Source organism: Yersinia frederiksenii ATCC 33641 (genome assembly GCF_000754805.1).
Classification (GTDB): Bacteria; Pseudomonadota; Gammaproteobacteria; order Enterobacterales; family Enterobacteriaceae; genus Yersinia; species Yersinia frederiksenii.
Genome location: NZ_KN150731.1, coordinates 224,549 through 247,669 on the forward strand (window position 1 = coordinate 224,549; position 23,121 = coordinate 247,669).

Below are 23,121 nucleotides of genomic sequence, written 5' to 3' on the forward strand. Positions count from 1 at the left end.
ATACCAACCATTAGCGCCGGAGACTTTAAGCCACTAGTGAGCCGCTTTTTGCAGGATAAAAGCGGGCGGTTGTTTTTGCAGCCAACGGATACGCAGCGCCATCAAAATGGCCGCCGATGTTAGGCCGATAACAAACCCTATCCAGAAACCACTTGGCCCCATGGCGGGAACAATATAGTCGGTCAGCCCCAGTAGATAGCCACTTGGCAACCCCAACAACCAATATGCGGTAAAAGTAATAAAGAAGATGGAGCGAGTATCTTTATAACCGCGCAACACACCACTGCCGATGACCTGAACCGCATCAGATAATTGATAGATAGCCGCCAACAACATTAAGTGCGAGGCCATCATCACCACTGCAGGGTTTTTGTTATACAGCAGAGCAATGTGTTCACGGAAAGTCACGGTAAATATCGCGGTGACACAGGCCAACATTAAACCGACCGCAATACTGGTATAGGCTGCGACTTTCGCTTGTTCAACCGACCCCTGACCAAGACGGAAGCCGACCCGAATCGTTGCCGCCACACTCAATGACATCGGCAGCATAAACATGAGTGAACTGAAGTTGAGGGCGATTTGGTGCCCAGCCACCGCGACGATGCCCAGCGGAGAAACCAACAAGGCGACGACAGCAAACAGTGTGACTTCAAAAAACAGCGCTAATGCTACAGGCAACCCCAGGCCACCAAGGCGTTTCATCACCTGCCAGTCGGGTGCAGCAAACCCTTTTTCTAGTTTGATATCTTGCTGAGAGCGGGCACGGTTGACGTACCAGCGCATCATCAGGAACATGACCCAGTAAACTGTCCCGGTTGCCACCCCGCAACCCACGCCCCCTAAGGCAGGCGCACCAAACTTACCGTAGATGAAGATATAGTTAACCGGAATATTCACCAGCAACCCAATAAAACCAATCACCATCCCAGGTTTGGTTTTGGATAATCCTTCGCACTGATTGCGCAGAACTTGGAAAAATAGGTAACCGGGCGCGCCCCACATAATGGCATGCAAGAAACCAACGGCTTTATCGGCCAGCACCGGATCAATATTATGCATCTGCTTAATGACGTGGTCGCTATTATAGAGAACCACCATAATGAGCAACGAAACAGATAATGCCAGCCAAAATCCTTGTCTGACTTGATGCGCGATCTGACTCCGCCGTCCAGAGCCGTTAAGTTGAGCCACTGTTGGGGTCAGAGCCAATAATAGCCCGTGACCGAATAAGATGGCGGGTAACCAAATTGAGGTACCAACAGCCACGGCGGCCATATCCGTTGCACTGACAGAACCGGCCATAATAGTGTCAACCACGCCCATGGCAGTTTGAGACAATTGCGCGATGACAACGGGAATAGCGAGAGCCAATAAGCTACGCGCTTCGACAATATACTTCTGCACGTATGCACCTTTCATCATTTTAATGGCGATTATTTATCGTGCAATTTACGATAAATAAAATAGCGGGAAATCAATATATAACCAAAGTAATTGGAGTTACAGGTAGACAGTAAACGAACGAATCCCGATGAGCTTACTCAAGTCAGTGAGCGTAGCTAACACCCCTGTAACTTCAAGTACAAAGGGTATAAAGATTGTACCTGCTCGCCAAGCTTAAGCAATCCTTGTAATTAAATATCAATGAAACACCACAGAAGTGCCTTTTTCGTTTAAGTGGTTTGGTTTTCCTCATTTTCTGAGGCAAAATCAAGGCATAGCATTTTTCTTTCTATAGATAACAGATAAGAGGCATGGCGTATGTTTACTGGTATTGTTCAAGGCACCGCGCCAGTGGTTGCCATCGAGGAAAAATCCAACTTCCGCACCCATGTGGTGGAAATGCCAGATGAGCTATTGCCAGAATTAGCTTTAGGCGCTTCTGTTGCCCACAATGGCTGCTGTCTAACAGTGACTGAAGTGAATGGAAATCGGGTCAGTTTTGATTTAATGAAAGAAACGCTGCGTATTACTAATCTGGGGGATATTAAGGTTGGTGACGTTGTTAATTTGGAGCGAGCCGCTAAATTCAGTGATGAAATTGGTGGGCATCTTATGTCCGGGCATATTATTTGTACTGCGGAAATCGCCAAGATATACACCTCAGAAAATAACCGTCAGATCTGGTTCCGCATGCCCAGCGACGATTTAATGAAATATGTACTGCATAAAGGTTTCATTGGTATTGACGGTATTAGCCTGACAATCGGTGAAGTCGTGGGTAATCGTTTCTGTGTACATTTGATCCCCGAAACGCTGGCGCGGACCACATTAGGTAAAAAGCGCTTAGGGCATCGGGTTAATATCGAGATAGATCCGCAGACACAAGCGGTGGTTGATACTGTTGAGCGGGTTTTGGCACAGCGCGATATTGTTTCTACGGCAGCTGCGGTAGAAAAAGTGGTGCGGAGCTAGTTAAAAGAGAGCAAAGCAGGGGGTTGATGACCCGCTGCCTTGCTAACTTAAGATAAGGGATTAACGAGGAACCCGAATACCGCCCTCGACACCATTGGGGCTGAATAATACTTGCCACAATTGAATGTCTCTGGCGCGGAATGCACCTGCGCAGGCATTCAGATAATAGCTAAACATCCGCTCAAAACGTGGTGAGTAATTCTCTGCCAGACTTGGCCATGCAGCTTGAAAACGTTCATACCATGCCATCAGTGTTCGGTCATAATCTGCACCGAAATTATGCCAGTCTTCCATAATGAAATAAGGTTCGCTGGCCTGCGCAATATGCTTCACTGACGGCAGGCAGCCATTGGGGAAAATATACTTATTAATCCACGGATCAATACTTAAATCAGTACGATTGGCCCCAATGGTATGTAACAGGAATAGTCCGTCAGGTTTTAAATTGTGATTTACCACATTAAAGTAGGTGTGATAATTTTTCGGCCCGACGTGCTCGAACATCCCGACAGAAACGATGCGGTCGAATTGTTCATTCAGGTCACGATAATCTTGCAGCAAAATAGTGACATCCAAACCTTCGCAGCGCTTTTGGGCCAATTTTTGCTGTTCAGCGGAAATGGTAACACCGGTGACAGACACCCCGAAGTGACGGGCAGCATAAGCAGCGAGCCCACCCCAACCACAACCAATATCAAGCAACTGCATACCCGGAGCCAATTGCAGTTTCTCGCAGATCATCTGCAATTTATTTTCCTGCGCTTGCTCAAGTGTCGTAGCATCTTTCCAGTAGCCACAAGAATATTGCATATTGGGGTCGAGCATTAAGCTGAATAGGTCATTGCCGAGATCATAATGTTCTTTACCGACAATCCAGGCTCTTTTCTTTGACTGCAAATTGATAATGCGTGCGGCGGCAATACGTAAAGTATCTTTGAGATGGTGTGGAAGTTGTTTTTCCAGGCCGGCTCTGAGGACACGCTGGAAGAAAATATCCAGGCGGTCACACTCCCACCAGCCATCCATATAACTCTCACCTAATGCCAAAGATCCTTCTTGTAATACCCGCTTAAAAAAGTCCGGGTTATTAACTCTAATGTCGAAGGGGCGTGAGCCATTGATTTCAATATCAGCCCGATTCAGCATTTCTTGCACAATGCGGAACCACGGATTTTCTTGAATACTCTGGTCTTCTATACAGGATGAACTCATAGCTTCTCCATCACTTTCTTCTGACTTATGACCCGCGCCATGGTCTATATACGCGAATACATACCAATTAGGTTATTGTGACCTTGGTGTCTGATGTCCTTTACGGACATACCCTAGTATTTGAAGTTGCAGTGGTATTGCAGCTTCCCTTACTTTGGGTTAAGAGGAAGATTAAGAAGAAACCCTAATAACTCTTTGAGTTAGGGCGACTCATCCATAAGAGTAAATGTGACACAATCCACGCGCACAGAAAATGTTTAAGATAATGCTTTTTTTTGATGCTATCGTAATTGGTTAAATTGAGTATAGGCTTGCCGGGGCGCTTTCTCAATAATAAATCTCTCCCGGCAAGCATGTACGTTAGTGACTATTTTTATTGGTAATTATGACTCTGCGCAATTATAGCTAGCACTATTCGTGTGGCCTTTTTGTTGGCGCAAAGCGTAGCAATGAATACCATAACCCAGGAATGCCAAAATAACCGTCGATAACATCACTGTCACTGTGGCGAGCAAGGGCTGGCTGATATAAGCCGAAACCGCCATGCTGGCGACAAAACACAAACCGAGTTGAAGCGTATTTTGCAGCGCTGCAGCTTTGCCTGTATTGGTCGGAAATGGGGTTAATGCATTTGCTACGATAATAGGGTAGCAGGCACCATTGACAAGCGCCATCAAGCAGAAGGGAATAAGTAAAGTCATCAGTGTTGGCGTGGTCAAAGTCGCTATCAGATAGAGAGCAACCATACTGACGGCATAACCGGCCAACAGCCAAGGCAACAGGGTATTACCTTTAATCCGAGTCAGCGCACTACGACAACCAAAGCCCCCTAGCAGGAAGGCCAGAGTCTGCGGGACGTAACTCAAGCCAATCACATTTGGGCTATAACCCATCTCCCCCAGAATAAAAGGCGAACCGGTTAACCAGGCGAAAAAACCGGCACTACATGCAGCAAATATCATCACGTTGCCGCTAAATACCGGTGATTTCAGTAGCTGCCAGAAACTAATGGCACTTTTGTTTTGACCGGCATTATCTGATGCCGTTTTCTTCCGCTCTTTCAAACACGCCGTTGGGATGAGCAGCAGCAGTGTCACGACCAACAGTACGACGAAAATTGAGCGCCAGCTAAAGTGGTTCAATAGCCAGGCACCCAGCAATGGGGCCAGCGCTGGAGATAACGCCACTAAAGGCATAATGGTGGCAAAAACCCGGTTAGCTTTACCATCGCGATAGCGGTCTACCACTAATGCTTGCCAACTCACTGCCGCTGAGCAGACCCCCACGGCTTGAATAAAGCGCAGCACCAAGAGCTGTGTTGCTGTTTCAACCCACAACACCCCCAAACAGCCGATGGCAAATAACCCCAACCCAGCTAATAGCACCGGTTTACGGCCTAATTTGTCGGAGATTGGCCCCCAAATAAGCTGGGCGATGGCGAAACCGGCGAGGAAGATACTCAGACTGGCGCTGATGGAACTGGCGGAGGTTTGTAATTCTTGTTGCATGGCACCAAAGGCGGGCAAATACATATCGGTGGCCAAGTACCCCAACATGCTCAAACCCGCCAGATAGAACATGAAACTTGCAGACGTCTTCATACTTTATTTCTCTTTATCATAATTTTGCAGGCAATTTACTGTCTTTAGACAGCTTTATAATTAGGGGATTGTAGCGGGGGCATTCTATCCGCTGCGATATTCAGTTGTGAAACGTTAATATTTGAGACAAGCTATCAAAAAAATTGATATCAAATAATTGAGTAAAAAGAGGCAAAGAATAATGTGGTCTGAATACTCATTGGATGTGGTTGATGCCGTGGCGCGCACAGGGAGCTTCAGCGCAGCTGCTCAAGAATTGCACCGTGTGCCGTCTGCCGTCAGTTATACTGTGCGCCAACTGGAAGAGTGGCTGGCAGTTCCACTGTTTGAACGGCGTCATCGGGATGTCGAGTTGACTCAGGCTGGGGTGGTTTTTATTAAAGAAGCTCGAGATGTTATCAAAAAAATGAATAACACTCGCCGTCAGTGTCAACAAGTGGCGAATGGCTGGCGTGGGCAATTAAATATTGTGATCGATAAAATTGTCAAACCGCAGCGAAGTCGCCGCTTAGTGTTGGATTTTTATCGTCATTTCCCTGATGTCGAGTTACGGGTGCGCTATGAAGTCTTTAATGGTGTCTGGGATGCCTTGGTCGATGGGCAAGCCGATATGGCGATTGGTGCCACCCGAGCCATCCCGGTACGAGGGCGCTTTGTCTTTCGCGACATGGGTTTTTTGACGTGGCACTGCGTGGTGAGTGTGGACCATCCTTTAGCCAGTTTAACCGGGCCACTTAACGACAATCAGCTACGACCCTATCCTTCACTGTGTCTGGAGGATACGGCACGAAACTTGCCTAAGCGTGATACCTGGACATTGGATAACCAGCAACGGTTAGTGGCACCGGACTGGACAACAGGGATCGACTGCCTATGTGAAGGGCTCTGTATTGGTATGGTACCGGCCCATATGGTGTCGCCCTTGATTGCCCAGGGGAAGTTGGTGGTATTGACGTTAGCTGAACCATTACCAGATAGCCTATGTTGCTTAACTTGGGAGCAGAATAACCACTCCCCAGCTTTGGCGTGGCTACTGGACTACCTAGGTGACAGTGTCACGCTAAATGACGAATGGCTGAAAGATGACAATGCCGTGGTTAATGCTGGTGTGCAGAATTAGCGGCCAGTCACGAGCAATGTAACTGGCTGAAGAGAATTAACGGCGGTAATCACGGAACGGGCCATCAGCGACAGAACGGCGCTCTACCAATTTCGGATGTACTTCAATAGTTTGTGGGTCTTCGCGCTTGCTGACAATGCGATCAAGTAACATGGCAAAGGCGGATTCACCTAATCGCTCTTTTGGCTGGTGGATGGTGGTCAGCGCGGGTGAGAAATAGCGAGCATTACGTACGTTATCATACCCGATCACCGAAATATCTTGCGGCACACGCAAACCCAGCTCATCAGCTGCACATATCGCACCCATCGCCATGATATCTCCGCCACAGAATACGGCGGTCGGGCGATGTTTTTGCGTCAAAATCTGATGCATGGCTTTATAACCAGACTCGGGCTCAAAATCGCCCTGAACCACCCATTCATCCCGTAATGTGATATTGGCTTCCTCTAAGGCTTTCAGGAAGCCTTGATGGCGACCGCCCCCAGTATTACGTGATAACTGGCCTGGAATGGCACCAATATCACGATGACCGCGCTCAATCAGATAACGGCCAGCTAAATAGCCACCCTCAAAGGCATTATCGATAATTGAATCGGTAAAATCGCCGCGGGCAGTGCCCCAATCCATGACCACCATTGGGATATTACGATAATCCTCCAGCATCCCTAGCAGTTGTTCGGGATATTCTGAACACATCACTAATAGCCCATCGACTCGTTTTTGCGCCAGCATGGCCAAATAAGCTTTTTGCTTATCCAGATTATTATGAGAGTTACATAAAATCAGAGTATAGCCTTTGCTATAGCAGCTATTTTCAACCGCTTCGATCACTTCAGCGAAATAAGGGGCTTCACTGGATGTCGCCAGCAAACCAATTGACTTAGTGTGATTCACTTTCAAACTGCGGGCCACAGCACTAGGCGAATAATGCAGTTCTTTGATGGCAGCCCACACGGCGGCCTTGGTATTTTCGGCGACGAAACGAGTTTTATTGATCACGTGTGAAACGGTGGTGGTGGACACACCCGCGTGTTTGGCCACATCTTTAATCGTTGCCATAAAAAGAATGACTCCTAAGCTTACCTGTTACAGCAGGTAAGCATGTTGTTAATCGTTTGCCTGCATTACTCGAAAACCGCTCAGACAGAAGCACGATAGTAGGCTGGATGGTTGAGTCAGCTGGTCGTCTGAGAGTATTTATTGGACGTTATTAGTCGGTATGCAGTTATGAACTGCGAATTTTGTCTGATCTGGAGGAAAAGTGGAAGAGCTAATCAATGTTATAAAGTGCGTAATGAGCACAAGATTTTTTTTCCTAACTGTGGGAAAATAATTTAACGCACTATTTATGTGCCTTTTCCCTACTAAAATTAACCGGCTGAGGAGTTTTTATGGATACCAATCTGAAAATGTCGCTGATTACGACTGTTGGTGCGCTGGCAATGATTATTGTCTTTAGCTTCGTGGCGGTAATGAATTAATTACGCCGCGTGCCGGTGATAATTAAGGGCGGTTTACCCGCCCTTAATTATTGTTATGCTATCAAGCTAAATTCTTCTCAACAAAAGACCAGTTAACCAGAGACCAGAAGTTCTCCAGATATTTTGGCCGAGCGTTGCGGTAATCAATATAATAAGCGTGTTCCCACACATCCACAGTTAACAAAGGTTTATCGCTGGTAGTCAGTGGTGTCGCCGCATTAGATGTACTGACAATTGCCAGAGTGCCATCCGCTTTTTTGACCAGCCACGTCCAACCTGCACCAAAGTTTTTCACTGCGGCATCGGTAAATTGCGCTTTAAATTCAGCAAAAGAACCAAAAGATTGATTAATGGCATCGGCAACTTTGCCCGTCGGTTCGCCACCGCCATTCGGCGACAGACAATGCCAGTAAAAAGTGTGGTTCCAGACTTGGGCTGCATTGTTAAAGATACCTCCGTTGGCGGTTTTTATAATCTCTTCCAAGGTCTTACCGGCAAACTCGGTATCTTTAATCAGGTTATTAAGATTCACGACATAAGTGTTGTGATGTTTGCCGTAATGATATTCCAGTGTTTCAGCCGAAATGTGCGGTTCCAGCGCATTTTGCGCATAGGGTAATGCAGGTAATTCAAAAGACATAGCTCTCTCCTTTCGGGGTTGCTCAGGGTGTTTGCTCCTCAAATCCGGTCATTGGTCGTAGCCATGATGCGGCGAAGAGCGGTTAAATCGTAATTGTTGAATTTTTGTTGTGGGTCATAATCTTAACAACTTTCAACAAGAATGACAGATATAACCACATTATTAGATGGGATATTGCGTGAAAGTTAAACAGATTGCGTCATGTATTTGATGAGAATGTGGTGATGTAGGCACCCAGTAGATTTACTGGGTGCTAGCGTAAAGATTAGCGGATGGTTTTTGGTGTCACTACGCGACGCGCGCCGACATAGTGATCTTGCCAGTAGTCATTATCCATCATGCTGATTCGGATTTCTTCGCCCGTTCGCGGGGACTGAATAAATTTGCCGTTACCTAAATAAACACCGACATGGTCGGCAACACCGCGATTAGCAATATTGAAGAACACCAGATCGCCACTTTCTAATTCAGCTCGTTTCACTGGCGCAGCATCGCGCAAATGATACATTTCGTTAGCCGTGCGGGGCATTTTTATTCTGATAACATCTTTATAGGCGTAATAAATAAGCCCGCTGCAATCAAAGCCGGTATTAGGGGAGGTACCACCCCAACGATAAGGCTTACCGACCTGTTTCATCAGTTTACTCATGGCAGTCTGCTTGGCGTGCTGGTAGCGTTTTTTATGGGCAGGGCTGAGTTTTATCTTATTATTTGCGGCTAACTCGGTGCTTGCTTTCCCTTGTGCTTTATTTCTATGTCGGCCATAAGCGACTTTTTCTGTTTTTTTAACTGCCGCTTTTTTATTGGCTGCAGTTTTAATAACGGTTTTTTTACTTTCTGTTGCTTTGCTACTGTTTGATTTTTTGCCGGTAGGTTTGCTGACTGCTTGTGCTTTCTTTTTAATAGTTTTGCTAGCCGTGGCGGCTGTTTTCTTTTTATCGTTATTAGTTGCTATTTTATTTGTGACGTTTTTACGCGAGGGGGTTTTATTGTTGTCGACTTTAACTTTCTTAATGCTTTTATCTGCTTTACGTTTCTTGCGGTCATCAGGACTGGCCTGACTAACCTGACCTTTCTTTTGCTCAGCAGAGACGTGAGCCTGCGGCGACGCATGCGCCAGGTTTAGAAATAGCTGGGTAAACAGCAGCACAAACAGCGTAAGAATTAAACGCATAATAACGCTACCAACCTTGGCCCTGAAATGAATATGAAGAGTCACAGTATTGCCGAAACTCCGGATATAAAAAAGCGCAGAGCTACAAGAATCTAATCGATATTGTGAGAAAACGTTAATGGCGTCGCAATTGTTGTTTTTTCACACGTCAAATGGCCTTAAATCAACCATACGTCAACGAGTTAATCACCCGCTATTTCCGGCATTCCTTGCAGAAGATAATAATGAAGTAATGGGATCAAAAATGTTATTATAAATGTATATATTTGTAGCTGACAATATAACCATTTGCTGACAGAGTAAAGCCCCTGCAAAAGATGGCGTTTTATTCCTGTCGTGACAGTCGCTACAATGGGCCGTACGCAATAATTAAATTGAGTAATAAGTATTGTAGCCACAGGGCTTGAGGAAGCAAGAAATGACGACGATTGATAAAATTCAGCGCCAGATAGCGGAAAACCCAATCCTGCTTTATATGAAGGGTTCACCTAAGCTGCCAAACTGCGGTTTCTCTGCTCAGGCTGTGCAGGCGCTGTCCGCTTGCGGCGAGCGTTTTGCTTATGTTGATATTCTGCAAAACCCAGATATTCGTGCCGAGCTGCCAAAATATGCCAACTGGCCAACTTTCCCACAGTTATGGGTTGATGGTGAATTGGTTGGTGGCTGCGATATCCTGATGGAGATGTATCAGCGCGGCGAACTGCAACAGTTGCTGAAAGAAACTGCCGATAAATACCGTGCAGAAGAAGAAAAACCCGCCGCAGAATAATGCGTTGGCTGGTGAGTGCAACAAACAAAAGGTGGCTTGCAGGCCACCTTTTTTAATCCTGAAATCTGATTATTCAGATTCAGATTCACCCGCCGGAACCGGCCAGCCACCCAGCTTTTTCCAACGATTAACCAGCTCACAGAATAATTTTGCGGTTTGCATCGTATCGTACAACGCGGAGTGAGCCTGGCTACTGTCAAATGGAATACCCGCAGTCAGACAAGCTTTAGCCAACACGGTTTGCCCTAGCACCAATCCGCTAAGCGCGGCGGTATCGAATGTGGCAAAAGGGTGGAATGGATTGCGCTTCAAACTGGCTCGCTCAGCTGCAGCCATCACAAAGCTGTGATCAAAGTGGGCATTGTGCGCGACAATAATTGCCCGGTTACAGCCTTGATCTTTCAGGCCTTTGCGCACCGCTTTAAAAATGGCATGTAAGGCGTCATATTCACTGACTGCACCACGCAAAGGGTTGGTCGGGTCTATGCCATTAAATGCCAAAGCTTCAGGTTGCAGATTGGCACCTTCAAAAGGGTCAACATGAAAATGCAGTGTTTCATCTGGCAACAGCCAACCTTCCTTGTTCATTTGCAAGGTAACGGCGGCAATTTCTAATAATGCGTCAGTTTGAGCATTAAAACCGGCGGTTTCAACATCAATTACTACCGGGTAATACCCACGAAAACGGCCACTCAGGGCGTTAAGGTCACTTTTATCTGCCATCAGTTTCTTATCTTCATCGAATTCAGCGCGCATTATGTCAAATTTTAGCGCGGGATGCAGGGGGATATCGCGATGAGAAAAAAGGCACCTTACCGGTGCCCTTGACGTTAATCAGTTTCCGAGGCCATGTCCGGCACTCTTATTCTCGATTAACTCGATTTTATAACCGTCGGGATCTTCGACAAAAGCAATAATCGTGTTACCGCCTTTGACTGGGCCGGCTTCACGAGTCACTTTACCCCCGGCCTGACGAATTTGGTCACAAGTGGCGGCAACATCATCGACACCCAACGCTAGGTGACCAAATGCGGTCCCCATTTCGTAGCTATCAACGCCCCAGTTATAAGTCAGCTCGATCACTGAGCCTTCACTCTCATCACTGTAACCGACGAATGCCAACGAGTATTTATACTCGGTATTTTCACTGGTGCGCAGCAAACGCATTCCTAATACCTTGGTATAAAAATCGATGGAACGTTGTAGGTCACCCACGCGGATCATGGTATGGAGTAAGCGCATTTACAAAGCCCCTTATAATCAATAAGTTAATTTACAAGTCATTATAAATCAAAACTAATTTATAATCATATAGCAATATTATCACACTCACTAGCTCGGTAATCCTCTACTACCCAAAAACAAAACAGCCAGTCAGAATTATCTTCTAACCGGCTGTTATTGAATGAATTACACTAAAGAGTCTTACAGTGTTGGGTAGTCAGTATAGCCTTTAGCACCACCGCCGTAGAAAGTTTCGCCATCGGGTTCGTTCAGTGGCGCTTTTTGTTGTAGACGAGCGACCAAATCCGGATTGGAGATGTAGCTGCGGCCAAAGGCGACAGCATCAATAAAGCCTTTCTCAATCAGATTTTCAGCTTTCTCTGCGGTATAGGCACCAGCACCGACAATCACACCGTTGAAGCGCGCGCGCACGGCGTCACGGAATGCATCGGAATAAGGTTTGCCGCCGGCCCAGTCTGGCTCGGAGATGTGCAAATAAGCAATCTGGCGTTTGTTTAGCTCATCAATCAGATACAGTGCTGCTTCTTCTTGATCTTCACCATTATCCAGTCCATTGAACGGCCCCAGTGGTGAAATACGAATACCAATATGCTCAGCACCCCATTCAGCGGCAGTAGCATCGACCACTTCCAGTGTCAGGCGCGTGCGGTTTTCAATGCTACCACCGTATTGGTCGGTACGTTGGTTTGATGCAGGAGACATGAATTGGTGCAACAGATAACCATGGGCGGCATGCAGTTCAACATAGTCGAAGCCAGCTTCACGGGCATTCGCTGTTGCCTGACGGAAATCATTGATAATGCCAGGGATCTCTTCGGTTTCCAGTGCTCGCGGAGTAGAGCAGGGAACACGCACCCAAGCACCGGTCTCGTCACGGATAGTGGTGCGGGTATCGGCTGCAATAGCAGAAGGCGCAACTGGCGCTTGTTGACCCGGTTGCAGGCTATTGTGCGAGATACGGCCTACGTGCCATAACTGCACGGCAATATGTCCACCTTCTTCATGTACTGCCTGAGTGATTTTTTTCCATGCGTTTAACTGCTCTTGGGTATGTAATCCTGGAGCACCGGCATAACCTTTCGCCTGGAAAGAAACCTGGGTCGCTTCCGTAATAATCAAACCTGCACTGGCTCGTTGGCGATAATATTCAGTCATCAGAGGGGTTGGGATATCTCCTGGCTCAATGCTACGTAAGCGAGTCAGTGGTGCCATAAATACGCGATTTGGCAAAGTGAGCGCGCCAACCTTCAAAGGGGAGAACAGTTTAGCAGTTGTCATGGTGCGTCCTATATTAATAGACCAGTCGACTAGTGACTGGGTAAATCCTGAAGATAAATAATATCAACTTCAGAATCATTGGATTATGAGATCATTAAGTGGGTTGTAAAATCAATTCAATACTTTCCAGCGCACAAGTCAGCGGAGTCACTGATCGTTTCACCTTGGCTCGCAATGAAGCACCCAGCCACAAGGCATAGAGTGTTTCTGCGGTTGCGGCGGGGGAAAGTGTGATACGCAGCGAACCCTCTTCAATACCGGCTTCGATGGCATCTTGTAAACGACCAATGACGCGAGCAGTGCCGATATCCAACGCGTGACGCATCGGTTCGGATAAATCACTCACTTCGGCTGATAGTTTAACCGCCAGACAAGCATTGTGGCATTCACTGCCACAATAGTTAGCAATAGATTGAGCAAAATAGTGCAGTAGATGGTGGCGTTTATCCCCTTGCGGCTGGGTTAATAAGCTTTCCATCGCAGCATCGTAACGATCAAAATAACGCTGTAGCATCGCCTCACCGAAAACTTCTTTTGAACGGAAGTAGTGATAAAACGACCCTTTCGGAATACCCGCAGTGGTAAGTAACTGGCTAAGGCCCATACCATTGAAGCCGAGGTGCAGGCTGAGACTCTCGCCCGTTGCCAATAGATGCTCGCGGGTATCTACATGTGCATGTTGTATTTTGTTCATGCCAAAGAGCGTAATAGACCGATCGGTCTAGGTCAAGAAAAAAAATGCCAGCGGAGGGGGGCTGGCATCAATATTTGGGTTATTGGTTTTCTAACAGCACTTTTTGTTTACTGGTTTGGGTTGCGACATTTCTGTAGCAAATCCATTTCAGTCTGATACTCAGTCGTTTGAATATTCATCATGCCCAACAGGGTGTGGAAAAGATTATCCTGAGAAACTTCATTCTGTTGCGCGCTGTCGGATAGACATTGATGGTCAATGCCATAGCTTTTTGTATATTCGGGAGACAACCACATTAAAAAAGGTATGTGTGTTTGCTGGCTAGGGGCGAACATATAAGGAGTGCCATGCAAATACATACCATTTTCCCCTAAAGACTCGCCATGATCGGAGAGATAGACCAGTGCGGTATTAAATTTACTGCTGTGCTGTTGCAGTAACTTAATGGTGCTATCCAGCATCGCATCAGTATAAAGAATAGAATTATCGTAAGTATTTACCAGCTCTTGCGGGGTGCAATCCTGAATTTGGTTGCTATCACAGGTTGGGGTGAACGGGCGCATTTCTGGGGAGGTGCGGCGGTAATATGCTGGGCCGTGGCTGCCCATCTGATGCAAGACAATGACAGCATCCCCTTGTAGCTCATTGATATGGTTATCTAATTTATAGAGCAATGCATTATCTAGACAGACACCATTCTCACAATCAGCGGTCAATTGCAGTTGCGTCACATCCTGATGAGGAATGCGATCACAGGCACCTTTGCAGCCACCATCATTTTCTCGCCACAAGACATTCAACCCCGCGCGCGCCAGGATATCCATCAGACCCTCCTGATGACTCGCCAGCGTAGCATCATAATTTTTGCGCGGCATATTCGAGAACATGCATGGCACCGACACCGCCGTTTCAGTGCCACAGGATGAGGCATTTTTGAAAAAAATAACGTTTTGTTTTTGCAAGCGAGGATTGGTTTCTCGCCCATAACCACCGAGTGAAAAATTCTCTGCTCTGGCGGTTTCGCCGACCACTAAAATGACTAATGTTTTCTTCTGTTGTCCACTAATGATAGGGCCTTTATGGGCATCTTCACCTATCGTCACCAATGCCATGTTACTGGCAAAATATTTATGTTTGGCAAACTGAAAACTGCCGCTGACAAAATTGGACGGTGTGAGCATCTTGACGATGCTTTTATTGTTACGAATCAATGAGGCGTAATCTTTATAAAAGAGAGCGGCCACCAATAGAATAACCACGGTGGAGAGCAAAATATTGGCGGCACGTAACCCCAGCATATACCACCACGGGCGGCTTGCCCGGATGTGTACAAAACAGATAATAATGGCAGGAAAAATACCTAACACCAACAGCCATAGAGCCATGCGAGGGGTGAAAAGGGCGGTGGCCTCTTGTGAATTGGTCTCAAAGGCATTTTGCATCATATTGGCATCGATAACGGCACCATAGCTGAACATAAAATAGTTAGCGACCGCACTGCCGAGCAGAAAAATAATGATAAGGGGCTTGCGCAATAAGGGTACCGCCAGCAAGCTAAAAATAATATTGAGGGCGCAGAAAATCACGAGCGGTATGGTTGCGGCAAAGAAATAGCTGTCACTGCTATCAAAGTGAATCAGCGACCAGGCTTTATATATAAAGAGTGCATTCTGGAATAGGGTAAAAAACAGCGCGCTGGCCAGAATAAAAACCAATCCGTTACACTGTAACTTGCATCGTACATTCATTATGAAAATCAAACTCTACAGTTCACTCATTGCCAGCAGAGTAACGAATGAAACTTAAGATAACCTTAGCGGTTGAGGCGCACACAGGGGGCCAATACCACCGAATTCTCTTACCGACAGAAATCGGGACTTGCCAGCGGCGATGAAGCAGTCTTCAATTAAGGGACCAGCATCAGGAGATTATGTGGCTCAGCAACTTGAGTTTTTTGACATTCCCAGCCCATGCCGCGGTATCTGCCAAACAGATGACCGTGGTTTTTGTCGTGGTTGTATGCGCAGCCGGGAAGAGCGCTTTAATTGGATGAAGCTGAGTGATCCGCAAAAGCGGGATGTATTGCGCTTGTGCCGCCAGCGGCTATTGCGTTTGCAGCGCGCTAACAAACCCCCCGATGAAACCTTGCCGGAACAGCCTTCGTTATTCTGATTTTTTGCGGGTTTTTTTAACGTTTATGGCGATTTTATTGCTCAGCCCCCAATTGACCCTCAATTCATTGAACAGGGAGGATGATCCTTTTTGTCGGTTGTGTATGCTTATGAGCAAATAAACAAATGAGGTAGCTAATAATGAATACACGTAGCCAACTTGCTCCGCAAGGGCCTGAATTTTCACGTATGATTTGCGGTTATTGGCGCCTAATGGAATGGGGCATGACGCCGGAGCAATTGCTGGTCTTTATTGAGCAACATATTGAATTGGGCATCACCACTGCCGATCACGCAGATATTTACGGTGGCTATCAATGCGAGCAGGCATTTGGGCAAGCATTACGTCTTAAACCCTCTCTGCGTAGCCAGCTTGAGTTGGTCAGTAAATGTGGTATTGCGACCACCGCAAAACCGGAACATGCACTGGGGCATTATATTACTGATCGCTCGCACATCATTGAAAGTGCTGAACAATCACTGACTCATCTGCACACCGACTATCTTGATTTATTGCTGATTCATCGCCCAGACCCATTGATGGATGCGGATGAAGTTGCAGAAGCATTCACTCAATTGCACAAAAGCGGCAAAGTAAAACATTTTGGTGTTTCAAACTTTACCCCGGCTCAATTTAGTTTACTGCAATCGCGCCTGCCATTCTCGCTGGTCACTAATCAGGTCGAGATTTCGCCACTACATCAGCCAGCGATTGTGGATGGTACGCTCGATGCTTGCCAACAACTGCGCATCAAGCCAATGGCGTGGTCTTGTTTGGGGGGCGGCCGCCTATTTAGTGATCCTGAGTGCCAGACATTGCGTGACGAATTGCACGCCGTTGCGGATGAAATTGGTGCTGAAAGTATTGAGCAAGTGGTTTATGCCTGGGTGCTGCGTCTACCGTCAGCGCCACTGCCAATCATCGGCTCTGGCAAGATTGAGCGGGTAAAAACCGCCTGGGCGTCGCTCTCTCTGACGATGACTCGCCAGCAGTGGTTCCGTATTCGCCGTGCTGCGTTGGGCTATGACGTGCCTTAAGGTTTTTCTTGGCGCCAGCTTTAGGTTGGCGCCGTTTTGCTTCCCTCGTCAGGTACCGCCAGTTGTAGCTGCGTTAGTGAGCAATATAGCCGCCAGATAAGCCCGGCCAGTTCTCGGCCTGAGGCATCCGGGTATTGCCCCAAGATAGCGCTCATCCGCTGCAATTCTTGCAACGTGGCTTGCAGCGACGTCGGTTGAATCCCTTTATCGGTCATACAGCCCTTCAAACAGTGAATACACACGTCACGCACTGCAGACAGGGGTGCTGACGTGGTTTGCCAATCACGGAGTTGCCAGACCACATGGCTGCAATTGAGCAGTACCATCCCCCAGCGCAGTAGCCACACCCGGGCGGGTTGGTCCTTGCTAAGATTAAGCTGACTAATACGGTGATAAATCAGAGATTCAAATTGATTCTGACTCTGTTGCGGATAACTGCTCAGTTGATCGATAAAGTCACGGCGCAACATGCGGATAATGCGGCGACTTTTACGTTTATCAGAGCTGGGGCGCAGAACCTGGAATGCGACACCGGCCAACATCACACCCACCAATTTACCGATATTATCATTCAGAAACTCCTGATAATTATAGCTGGGTGGGTTGGTTACACTCAAAAAAGACCCCATAAATACAATCAGTTGCCCCCACAGTGAAGCATAAGATGGATGTTGGAGCTTCATCATTTGCATAGTGATTAAAATCGGGAACAGCAACACGGCAAATTGCCAAAAATCATCTATTTGCACCATCACGCCAAATTTCAGAATAAAGCAGCCGATGGAGAGCAAAACAATGGCTTTCAATAGGGTGGCGATGCTGTCGGTTGGCGAGGGGGTGGCAGAGTAGAGCACGCAACTGACCGCCGCTAATGCTAATGCCGCACTGCCAGAACTCCATTGCGTATTTATCCAGAACGCGCAGCCGATAACGATACAAACGAAGGTTCTCAGCCCATTATAGGCCGCTTCATAGGTGTCGGTATGGCGGGCCAACGATGTCACTGGCGGCGGTGATAACATGCCACTTTCCGGCTCTTTATCCAACTGTGCCAACCAACGATTCACTTGCAAATATAGCCAGCAAAAATGACGTAATCGTAACCAGAAGGCCCGGTGACGATAGTCAAATTCATCATGAGGCGCGATTTGTTGCAGTATTTTGGCAAGCTGATATTTGTCACAATCCGGTTGTTGCAAAGCCGCCAATAGTTGCGCCAGCACCGTGGCCAAATTGTCCGGTGGGGAGGGCCAGTTAACCAACATACGGCGCAAACTGGTCATCACGCTGGTGATGCGTAGCTGGCGATGCAAAATAAAATTCAAAACGTTATTTTGTCGCCGCAGACGATAATGGCTCCAAAACGCCTGAATTCGCAGCAGATTCATGGTGAGGATCTGGCCAATCAGCCCCTCGTGTGAGGTACGAATCTGTGGCGTCAACTCGGTTTGCCACAATAATTCGGCATGTTCCAGTAGGCGCGCTTGCATCCGACGCAGGGATGTCAGCAATGTTTCACCGTCTGAAGTGCTGGGCAGCAGCATCATCATCAGACCACCACAGACAATACCGGTAATGACCTCACAAACCCTGGCTTGGGCAATATCGAAAATTTGTTGTGTATCAGTGGTGTTGACAGTAGAAAAGGCAATGATGGCGGTAGTGTAACCGGCTAATGCAAAAGCATAAGAAACGTTGTTCTGGTAATGATTTGAGACAAAAGTACATAAACCAATCCAGGCGGCAATGACAAAGGTAAATAGCCAAGGGTCATTGAGGCAATGGCCAGCAATAATCAACGATGCCGTAGCACCCATGAGGCTACCCATAACCCGGCCAATACTTTTACTGATGACACCACCGACAGTCGGGAAACTGACCACTGCGGCAGAGGTCATCGCCCAGTAGGGTTCATCCAGATTCAATGCAAAGGCGACCCACAGTGATAAACACATCGCCAGCGAATTGCGCAGTGCGTAGCGCCACTGACCTGCACTGGCCTTACCCCAAGGGGTTTGCTGCCACGAGGGGAAAGTAAGGCGCATGGTTTACTGCACCAAGGAAATGGTACAGGTGGTCCCGGCAATCAAGGTGACATCGGCAGGAACATCCAGCAATTTAATCCTCACCGGAACGCGTTGTGCCAAACGCACCCAAGGGACATTTGGCTTCACATCAACCAATAAATTGCCGCTGGTATCGACACTTTGGTCATAAATGGCACGACCAATACTTTCTACCACTCCCCGTAAAGGAATGTTGCCATTATACAGCACAATTTTGGCTTCATTACCTTCCCTAATGTGTCGCAGTTTGGTTTCCTCAAAATAGCCCATCACATAGAATGAGTCGGTATCTATTAGCGCGACTAAAGGAGTACCGGCGGTGGCATAGTTGCCTACGCGAGTCTGTAAGTTAGTGATATAGCCATTGGCTGGCGCATAAATACGGGTTTTGCTGAGATTCCATTTCGCTTGTTCAAGGTTGGCGAGTGCTCCTTGATAAGCCGCTTTCATACTCTCTGCGGTTAAATTGGCAATATCGAGATCTTCGCCAGAAATGATATTTTTAGGCAAGTTTCGGCGTCGTTCGGCCTCATGATTAGCTTTAGCTAATTCAGCCTGAGCCCTGACGACAGCCGCTTGGGCATTATCCAGCGCCAACTGATAGGGTTGTGGGTCAATCACAAATAATAAGCTCCCCGAGCTTACCAACTGGTTATCATGAACTAGTATTTTAACCAACCGGCCGGAGACCTCCGGGGTGATGCTGACTAATTCTGCCCGAACTTTGCCATCGCGAGTCCAGGGCGATTGCATGTAATAATTCCACATCCACCAGCCAGCACAAATTGCGAGGGCGAATACAATGACTGAGGTGAAGTATTTAAAAGACTGATGATTCATATCAATTTACCAACTGGCTAATATCCATAAAGAAATGCTGACTGCGATGACAAAAATTGACAGATCCATTAATATTGGATGCCAGATATCACCAGAGTAGATCCAATTCCGTAGCACATGATGGATCAATAGCCATAACACCAAACCTAGCATAACCGCCTTAAACATCGGCGGGAAATAGATTGAGGCACCTAAAACCAAGTCTGAAAGTGGTGCGTTAGTGGATAATATAGATACATACATAAGGTTAATCCTTAAGAGGTAATTTTAGTAAATACATCATTTTTTCTAAAGGATTCCCCGTATTTATTGCTATTGTCCTAGCATCGACGGTATATATACATTTGTGTTTTTAATGTTAATTACCCAAAATAGACGGGACTCTGGTAGTTATGCTAGCACGCTAAATAAAAGGAGGGGCAATTGGAATCGACATTAGGATCTGATTTAGCACGATTAGTTCGCGTCTGGCGCGCACTTATTGACCATCGGTTGAAACCGTTGGAGCTGACCCAAACGCATTGGGTTACCTTGCATAACATTAATCGTTTACCACCTGAGCAATCACAGATTCAACTGGCAAAAGCGATTGGTATCGAACAACCATCATTGGTTAGAACCTTAGATCAATTGGAGGAGAAAGGTTTAATCACACGGCATACCTGCGCAAATGACCGACGTGCAAAGAGGATAAAACTGACGGAACAGTCTTCACCGATAATAGAGCAGGTTGATGGAGTCATATGTTCCACCCGTAAAGAAATTCTTGGGGGAATTTCACCCGATGAAATTGAATTGCTGTCTGGTTTGATTGATAAACTCGAAAGAAACATTATTCAACTACAAAGCAAGTAATAATAAAGCGTTAGACTTCTATTCACAGCAGAAATATATTTTTGTTTAAAAAACAAGCCAGGGCTTACAACTAGCCCTGGCTTTTATTTAGGAATGACCAGAAGGGGGATTAGCGTGGGCTAACAGTCACAGTACTACCACTGCTGGCGAGCATGACGCGCTGACCAACGCTAAAGCGGGTTGGACCTTGTTTCTGAACCACCAGAATGGTCGTGCCATCATCTTTACGAACTTCAAGCTGTACACCGTCAGTGCGGTTCATTGCACCCTGAACACCTTGTCCTGCCATACCACCGGCCACGGCACCCGCTGCGGTTGCCAGACTGCGACCCGTACCACCACCGACAGTATTCCCAAGGAAACCACCTAATACGGCACCACCGATAGCGCCCATAACATTGTTATCATCGCCGCCCTGAATAGTCACCGGACGAACAGAGAGCAATGTGCCGTAAGTCACCGTTTGTACTTGTTTCGCTTGTGAGGCGCTGAATACATCGCCAGACAGCGTGCTGTTGTTAGCACAACCGGTCAGAGTGACTGCGGCAATAGCAACGGCGATTAATGGCTTGATCATAAAAACTCCTATTAAAAATGCATAACCGTATTACGGGTTTAGTATGCCGGGGATATTCAAATCCAGTCCATTGACGGCCTAGTATTTGAACAAAGTATGGCTTACCCCAATGTTTATTTCACTACTTAACTGATTTCCGACTGCGTGCTTAATCTTTTACCACTTCAATGGGCCGCAGCTTAGCGGTTTATACTTCAACCAATATTAAACGGCAGTTTAACTTTCTTAAAGAAAGAAATATCACTCCAATAAATGAAAGCGTAAGAACTAATGACTTTTATGTGACCTTTCCTACAAATAAAAAGCATACTTTAAGACATGCCCCTATGGCGGTATACACTTAAAAAAGTATATCTTTTCATGGTGTTAATTTTACTATTCCGACGTGGTTCACGGAAAGTCTTGTTGCTATTTTATCCCTTGAGGGGAAATAAGGTCATTGCTATGAAATCAGGCCGTTTTATTGGAGTGATGTCAGGAACCAGTCTGGATGGGATTGATGTCGTGCTGGCTGCTATTGACCAACGCATGGTGGCTCAGCAGGCCAGCTACAGCCATCCAATGCCAGTGCAATTGAAGAAAGACATTCTTGGCATGTGTCAGGGCCAGTCGACCACCTTATCGGCGGTCGGTAAGCTCGATGCCGAATTGGGGATATTATTTGCTGAGGCGGTACTGGGTTTGTTGGCCAAAGAGGGGTTGACGGCGCAGGACATCACAGCGATTGGCTGCCATGGGCAAACCGTGTGGCATGAACCGTTGGGGGAGCCCGCTTTTACGATGCAATTAGGGGATAATAACCGCATCGCAGCGATGACCCACATTGCCACCGTTGGGGATTTCCGCCGCCGTGATATGGCTTATGGCGGGCAGGGTGCGCCTTTAGTCCCGGCCTTCCACCATGCATTATTAGCCCACCCCACTGAACGGCGCATGGTATTGAACATTGGCGGCATCGCGAATTTATCGATGCTGCTACCTGATTTACCGGTGCGTGGCTTTGACACCGGCCCAGGAAATATGTTGCTGGATGCCTGGATTTGGCGCAACCGTTCCCTCCCTTATGACAAAGATGCCGCTTGGGCGCAGCAAGGGCAGGTCAATCAATCACTGCTTGAGCTTATGTACAGTGACCCCTATTTTGCGTTACCGGCCCCGAAAAGTACCGGGCGTGAGTATTTCAATGCGGGATGGCTGGATAAGCAATTGGCTAAAATTCCAGGAATAAAACCTGAAGATATCCAGGCGACGCTGGCTGAGTTAACTGCGCTATCAATAGCAGAGCAGGTTCAACTGGCTGGGGGCTGTGATCGTCTGTTGGTCTGCGGCGGCGGCGCGCGTAACCCGCTGGTGATGGCGCGGATGTCGGCTTTGCTACCAGGTACTGAAGTGTGTGTGACGGATGATTTCGGTGTTAGTGGCGATGATATGGAAGCATTAGCCTTCGCCTGGCTGGCATTTCGCACTTTATCAGGTAAATCGGGCAATTTACCCTCAGTGACTGGCGCGAGTTGCGAGACCATTTTAGGAGCAGTCTATCCTGTATCGTCACGATGACAGTGCTAAGCTGCCATAGATTAAGGCAGCTTATTCACTCAATAAGGACGACATCATAATGAAACGCTTTCTTTGTATAACAGCGGTAATGGCGCTGGCGGGATGTAGCTTGGTACAACCGAAGAACGAAACTTTGCATTATCAATGCGGAACGACCAAGCTGACGGTAATGCAGGACAATAAGCAAGATAAGGTCAGTTTTGTTTTAGACGGTGCACAGTTGACGTTGCCGCAAGTCCGTGCCGCATCTGGCAGCAAATACAGTGATGGGCATTACACTTTCTGGTCGAAAGGAAACAGTGCTTTTGTTGAGCGTGGCGATAAAGTCATTATCAATGATTGTGTTTTGATCAAGTAATCGGGCTATTGTCAGTTCAGGGTG

Annotated in this window: 24 protein-coding genes; 9 read left to right on the top strand and 15 right to left on the bottom strand. The window is 47.1% G+C overall.

The genetic code is table 11. The features are described from left to right. Positions 1–33: 33 nt before the first annotated feature. A complete protein-coding gene (locus tag DJ58_RS20285; RefSeq protein WP_032910178.1) occupies positions 34–1,407 on the bottom strand; it encodes an MATE family efflux transporter in 1,374 nt (457 codons plus the stop codon). 357 nt (positions 1,408–1,764) lie between these two features. On the opposite strand from DJ58_RS20285, the gene DJ58_RS20280 reads away from it, so the two are divergent. Then, positions 1,765–2,418 carry a riboflavin synthase gene (locus tag DJ58_RS20280; protein WP_004706598.1) on the top strand — a complete coding sequence of 218 codons (654 nt, stop codon included), beginning with the start codon at positions 1,765–1,767 and terminating at the stop codon, positions 2,416–2,418. Between the two features lie 60 nt (positions 2,419–2,478). On the opposite strand, the gene cfa is transcribed toward DJ58_RS20280, so the two are convergent. Together cfa and punC are read right to left on the bottom strand one after the other, a co-directional pair. Then, positions 2,479–3,630, bottom strand: coding sequence for a cyclopropane fatty acyl phospholipid synthase (gene cfa / locus DJ58_RS20275; RefSeq protein ID WP_004706599.1), 1,152 nt, complete (start codon positions 3,628–3,630; stop codon positions 2,479–2,481). 383 nt (positions 3,631–4,013) lie between these two features. Continuing rightward, on the bottom strand, positions 4,014–5,231 hold the full coding sequence (gene punC, locus DJ58_RS20270) for a purine nucleoside transporter PunC (RefSeq protein ID WP_032910179.1): 1,218 nt from the start codon (positions 5,229–5,231) through the stop codon (positions 4,014–4,016). Between the two features lie 181 nt (positions 5,232–5,412). On the opposite strand from punC, the gene punR reads away from it, so the two are divergent. Then, on the top strand, positions 5,413–6,351 hold the full coding sequence (gene punR / locus DJ58_RS20265; protein ID WP_004706601.1) for a DNA-binding transcriptional activator PunR: 939 nt from the start codon (positions 5,413–5,415) through the stop codon (positions 6,349–6,351). 36 nt (positions 6,352–6,387) lie between these two features. Here punR and purR read toward each other — a convergent pair whose 3' ends face one another. Then, entirely contained in the window at positions 6,388–7,413 is a 1,026-nt protein-coding gene (gene purR, locus DJ58_RS20260) for an HTH-type transcriptional repressor PurR (RefSeq protein ID WP_004706602.1), read from the bottom strand. Between the two features lie 332 nt (positions 7,414–7,745). On the opposite strand from purR, the gene cydH reads away from it, so the two are divergent. Then, positions 7,746–7,835, top strand: a complete 90-nt coding sequence (gene cydH / locus DJ58_RS23275; RefSeq protein WP_019079325.1) for a cytochrome bd-I oxidase subunit CydH — start codon at positions 7,746–7,748, stop codon at positions 7,833–7,835. Between the two features lie 61 nt (positions 7,836–7,896). Here the strand turns inward: cydH and sodB are convergent, their stop codons facing one another. Then, positions 7,897–8,475, bottom strand: coding sequence for a superoxide dismutase [Fe] (gene sodB, locus DJ58_RS20255; protein WP_004706603.1), 579 nt, complete (start codon positions 8,473–8,475; stop codon positions 7,897–7,899). Between the two features lie 265 nt (positions 8,476–8,740). Beyond that, positions 8,741–9,649, bottom strand: coding sequence for a C40 family peptidase (locus tag DJ58_RS20250; protein ID WP_032913171.1), 909 nt, complete (start codon positions 9,647–9,649; stop codon positions 8,741–8,743). A 418-nt stretch (positions 9,650–10,067) separates the two neighbouring features. On the opposite strand from DJ58_RS20250, the gene DJ58_RS20245 reads away from it, so the two are divergent. Beyond that, the gene (locus DJ58_RS20245; RefSeq protein WP_004706606.1) at positions 10,068–10,418 is read left to right on the top strand and encodes a Grx4 family monothiol glutaredoxin; all 351 of its coding nucleotides are present in this window, start codon (positions 10,068–10,070) and stop codon (positions 10,416–10,418) included. Between the two features lie 69 nt (positions 10,419–10,487). Here DJ58_RS20245 and rnt read toward each other — a convergent pair whose 3' ends face one another. From rnt to eptA, 5 genes are all read right to left on the bottom strand, one after another. Then, positions 10,488–11,174, bottom strand: coding sequence for a ribonuclease T (gene rnt, locus DJ58_RS20240; protein ID WP_004706607.1), 687 nt, complete (start codon positions 11,172–11,174; stop codon positions 10,488–10,490). Positions 11,175–11,252: 78 nt separating this feature from the next. Next, on the bottom strand, positions 11,253–11,660 hold the full coding sequence (gene gloA, locus DJ58_RS20235; RefSeq protein WP_032910182.1) for a lactoylglutathione lyase: 408 nt from the start codon (positions 11,658–11,660) through the stop codon (positions 11,253–11,255). Positions 11,661–11,843: 183 nt separating this feature from the next. Continuing rightward, the gene (gene nemA / locus DJ58_RS20230) at positions 11,844–12,941 is read right to left on the bottom strand and encodes an alkene reductase (protein ID WP_004706609.1); all 1,098 of its coding nucleotides are present in this window, start codon (positions 12,939–12,941) and stop codon (positions 11,844–11,846) included. A gap of 94 nt (positions 12,942–13,035) precedes the next feature. Beyond that, positions 13,036–13,635, bottom strand: a complete 600-nt coding sequence (locus DJ58_RS20225; protein WP_004706610.1) for a TetR/AcrR family transcriptional regulator — start codon at positions 13,633–13,635, stop codon at positions 13,036–13,038. Positions 13,636–13,742: 107 nt separating this feature from the next. Continuing rightward, positions 13,743–15,383, bottom strand: coding sequence for a phosphoethanolamine transferase EptA (eptA, locus tag DJ58_RS20220; protein ID WP_032910184.1), 1,641 nt, complete (start codon positions 15,381–15,383; stop codon positions 13,743–13,745). 184 nt (positions 15,384–15,567) lie between these two features. Here eptA and DJ58_RS20215 point away from each other — a divergent pair, with 184 nt between their 5' ends. Then, positions 15,568–15,807 (top strand): DUF1289 domain-containing protein, encoded by a 240-nt coding sequence (locus DJ58_RS20215; RefSeq protein WP_004706612.1) that lies wholly within the window; start codon positions 15,568–15,570, stop codon positions 15,805–15,807. A 140-nt stretch (positions 15,808–15,947) separates the two neighbouring features. After that, positions 15,948–16,844 (top strand): aldo/keto reductase, encoded by an 897-nt coding sequence (locus DJ58_RS20210; protein ID WP_004706613.1) that lies wholly within the window; start codon positions 15,948–15,950, stop codon positions 16,842–16,844. A 20-nt stretch (positions 16,845–16,864) separates the two neighbouring features. Here the strand turns inward: DJ58_RS20210 and DJ58_RS20205 are convergent, their stop codons facing one another. Genes DJ58_RS20205 through DJ58_RS20195 form a run of 3 tightly spaced genes read right to left on the bottom strand, consistent with a single transcriptional unit; the run spans position 16,865 to position 19,993 of the window. Continuing rightward, on the bottom strand, positions 16,865–18,889 hold the full coding sequence (locus tag DJ58_RS20205; RefSeq protein ID WP_004706614.1) for an FUSC family protein: 2,025 nt from the start codon (positions 18,887–18,889) through the stop codon (positions 16,865–16,867). 3 nt (positions 18,890–18,892) lie between these two features. Beyond that, complete coding sequence (locus tag DJ58_RS20200; RefSeq protein WP_004706615.1) at positions 18,893–19,750, bottom strand: efflux RND transporter periplasmic adaptor subunit; 858 nt, start codon at positions 19,748–19,750, stop codon at positions 18,893–18,895. Positions 19,751–19,756: 6 nt separating this feature from the next. Next, a complete protein-coding gene (locus DJ58_RS20195; protein WP_032910186.1) occupies positions 19,757–19,993 on the bottom strand; it encodes a DUF1656 domain-containing protein in 237 nt (78 codons plus the stop codon). Positions 19,994–20,173: 180 nt separating this feature from the next. On the opposite strand from DJ58_RS20195, the gene rovA reads away from it, so the two are divergent. Next, complete coding sequence (rovA, locus tag DJ58_RS20190; protein WP_004706617.1) at positions 20,174–20,605, top strand: virulence master transcriptional regulator RovA; 432 nt, start codon at positions 20,174–20,176, stop codon at positions 20,603–20,605. 109 nt (positions 20,606–20,714) lie between these two features. Here rovA and DJ58_RS20185 read toward each other — a convergent pair whose 3' ends face one another. Beyond that, positions 20,715–21,182, bottom strand: coding sequence for an outer membrane lipoprotein (locus DJ58_RS20185; protein WP_004706618.1), 468 nt, complete (start codon positions 21,180–21,182; stop codon positions 20,715–20,717). 444 nt (positions 21,183–21,626) lie between these two features. Between DJ58_RS20185 and anmK the strand changes: the two genes are divergently transcribed. Together anmK and DJ58_RS20175 are read left to right on the top strand one after the other, a co-directional pair. Next, entirely contained in the window at positions 21,627–22,739 is a 1,113-nt protein-coding gene (gene anmK, locus DJ58_RS20180; RefSeq protein ID WP_004706619.1) for an anhydro-N-acetylmuramic acid kinase, read from the top strand. A gap of 58 nt (positions 22,740–22,797) precedes the next feature. After that, entirely contained in the window at positions 22,798–23,097 is a 300-nt protein-coding gene (locus DJ58_RS20175; protein WP_032910187.1) for an MliC family protein, read from the top strand. The last annotated feature ends 24 nt before the right edge of the window (positions 23,098–23,121 follow it).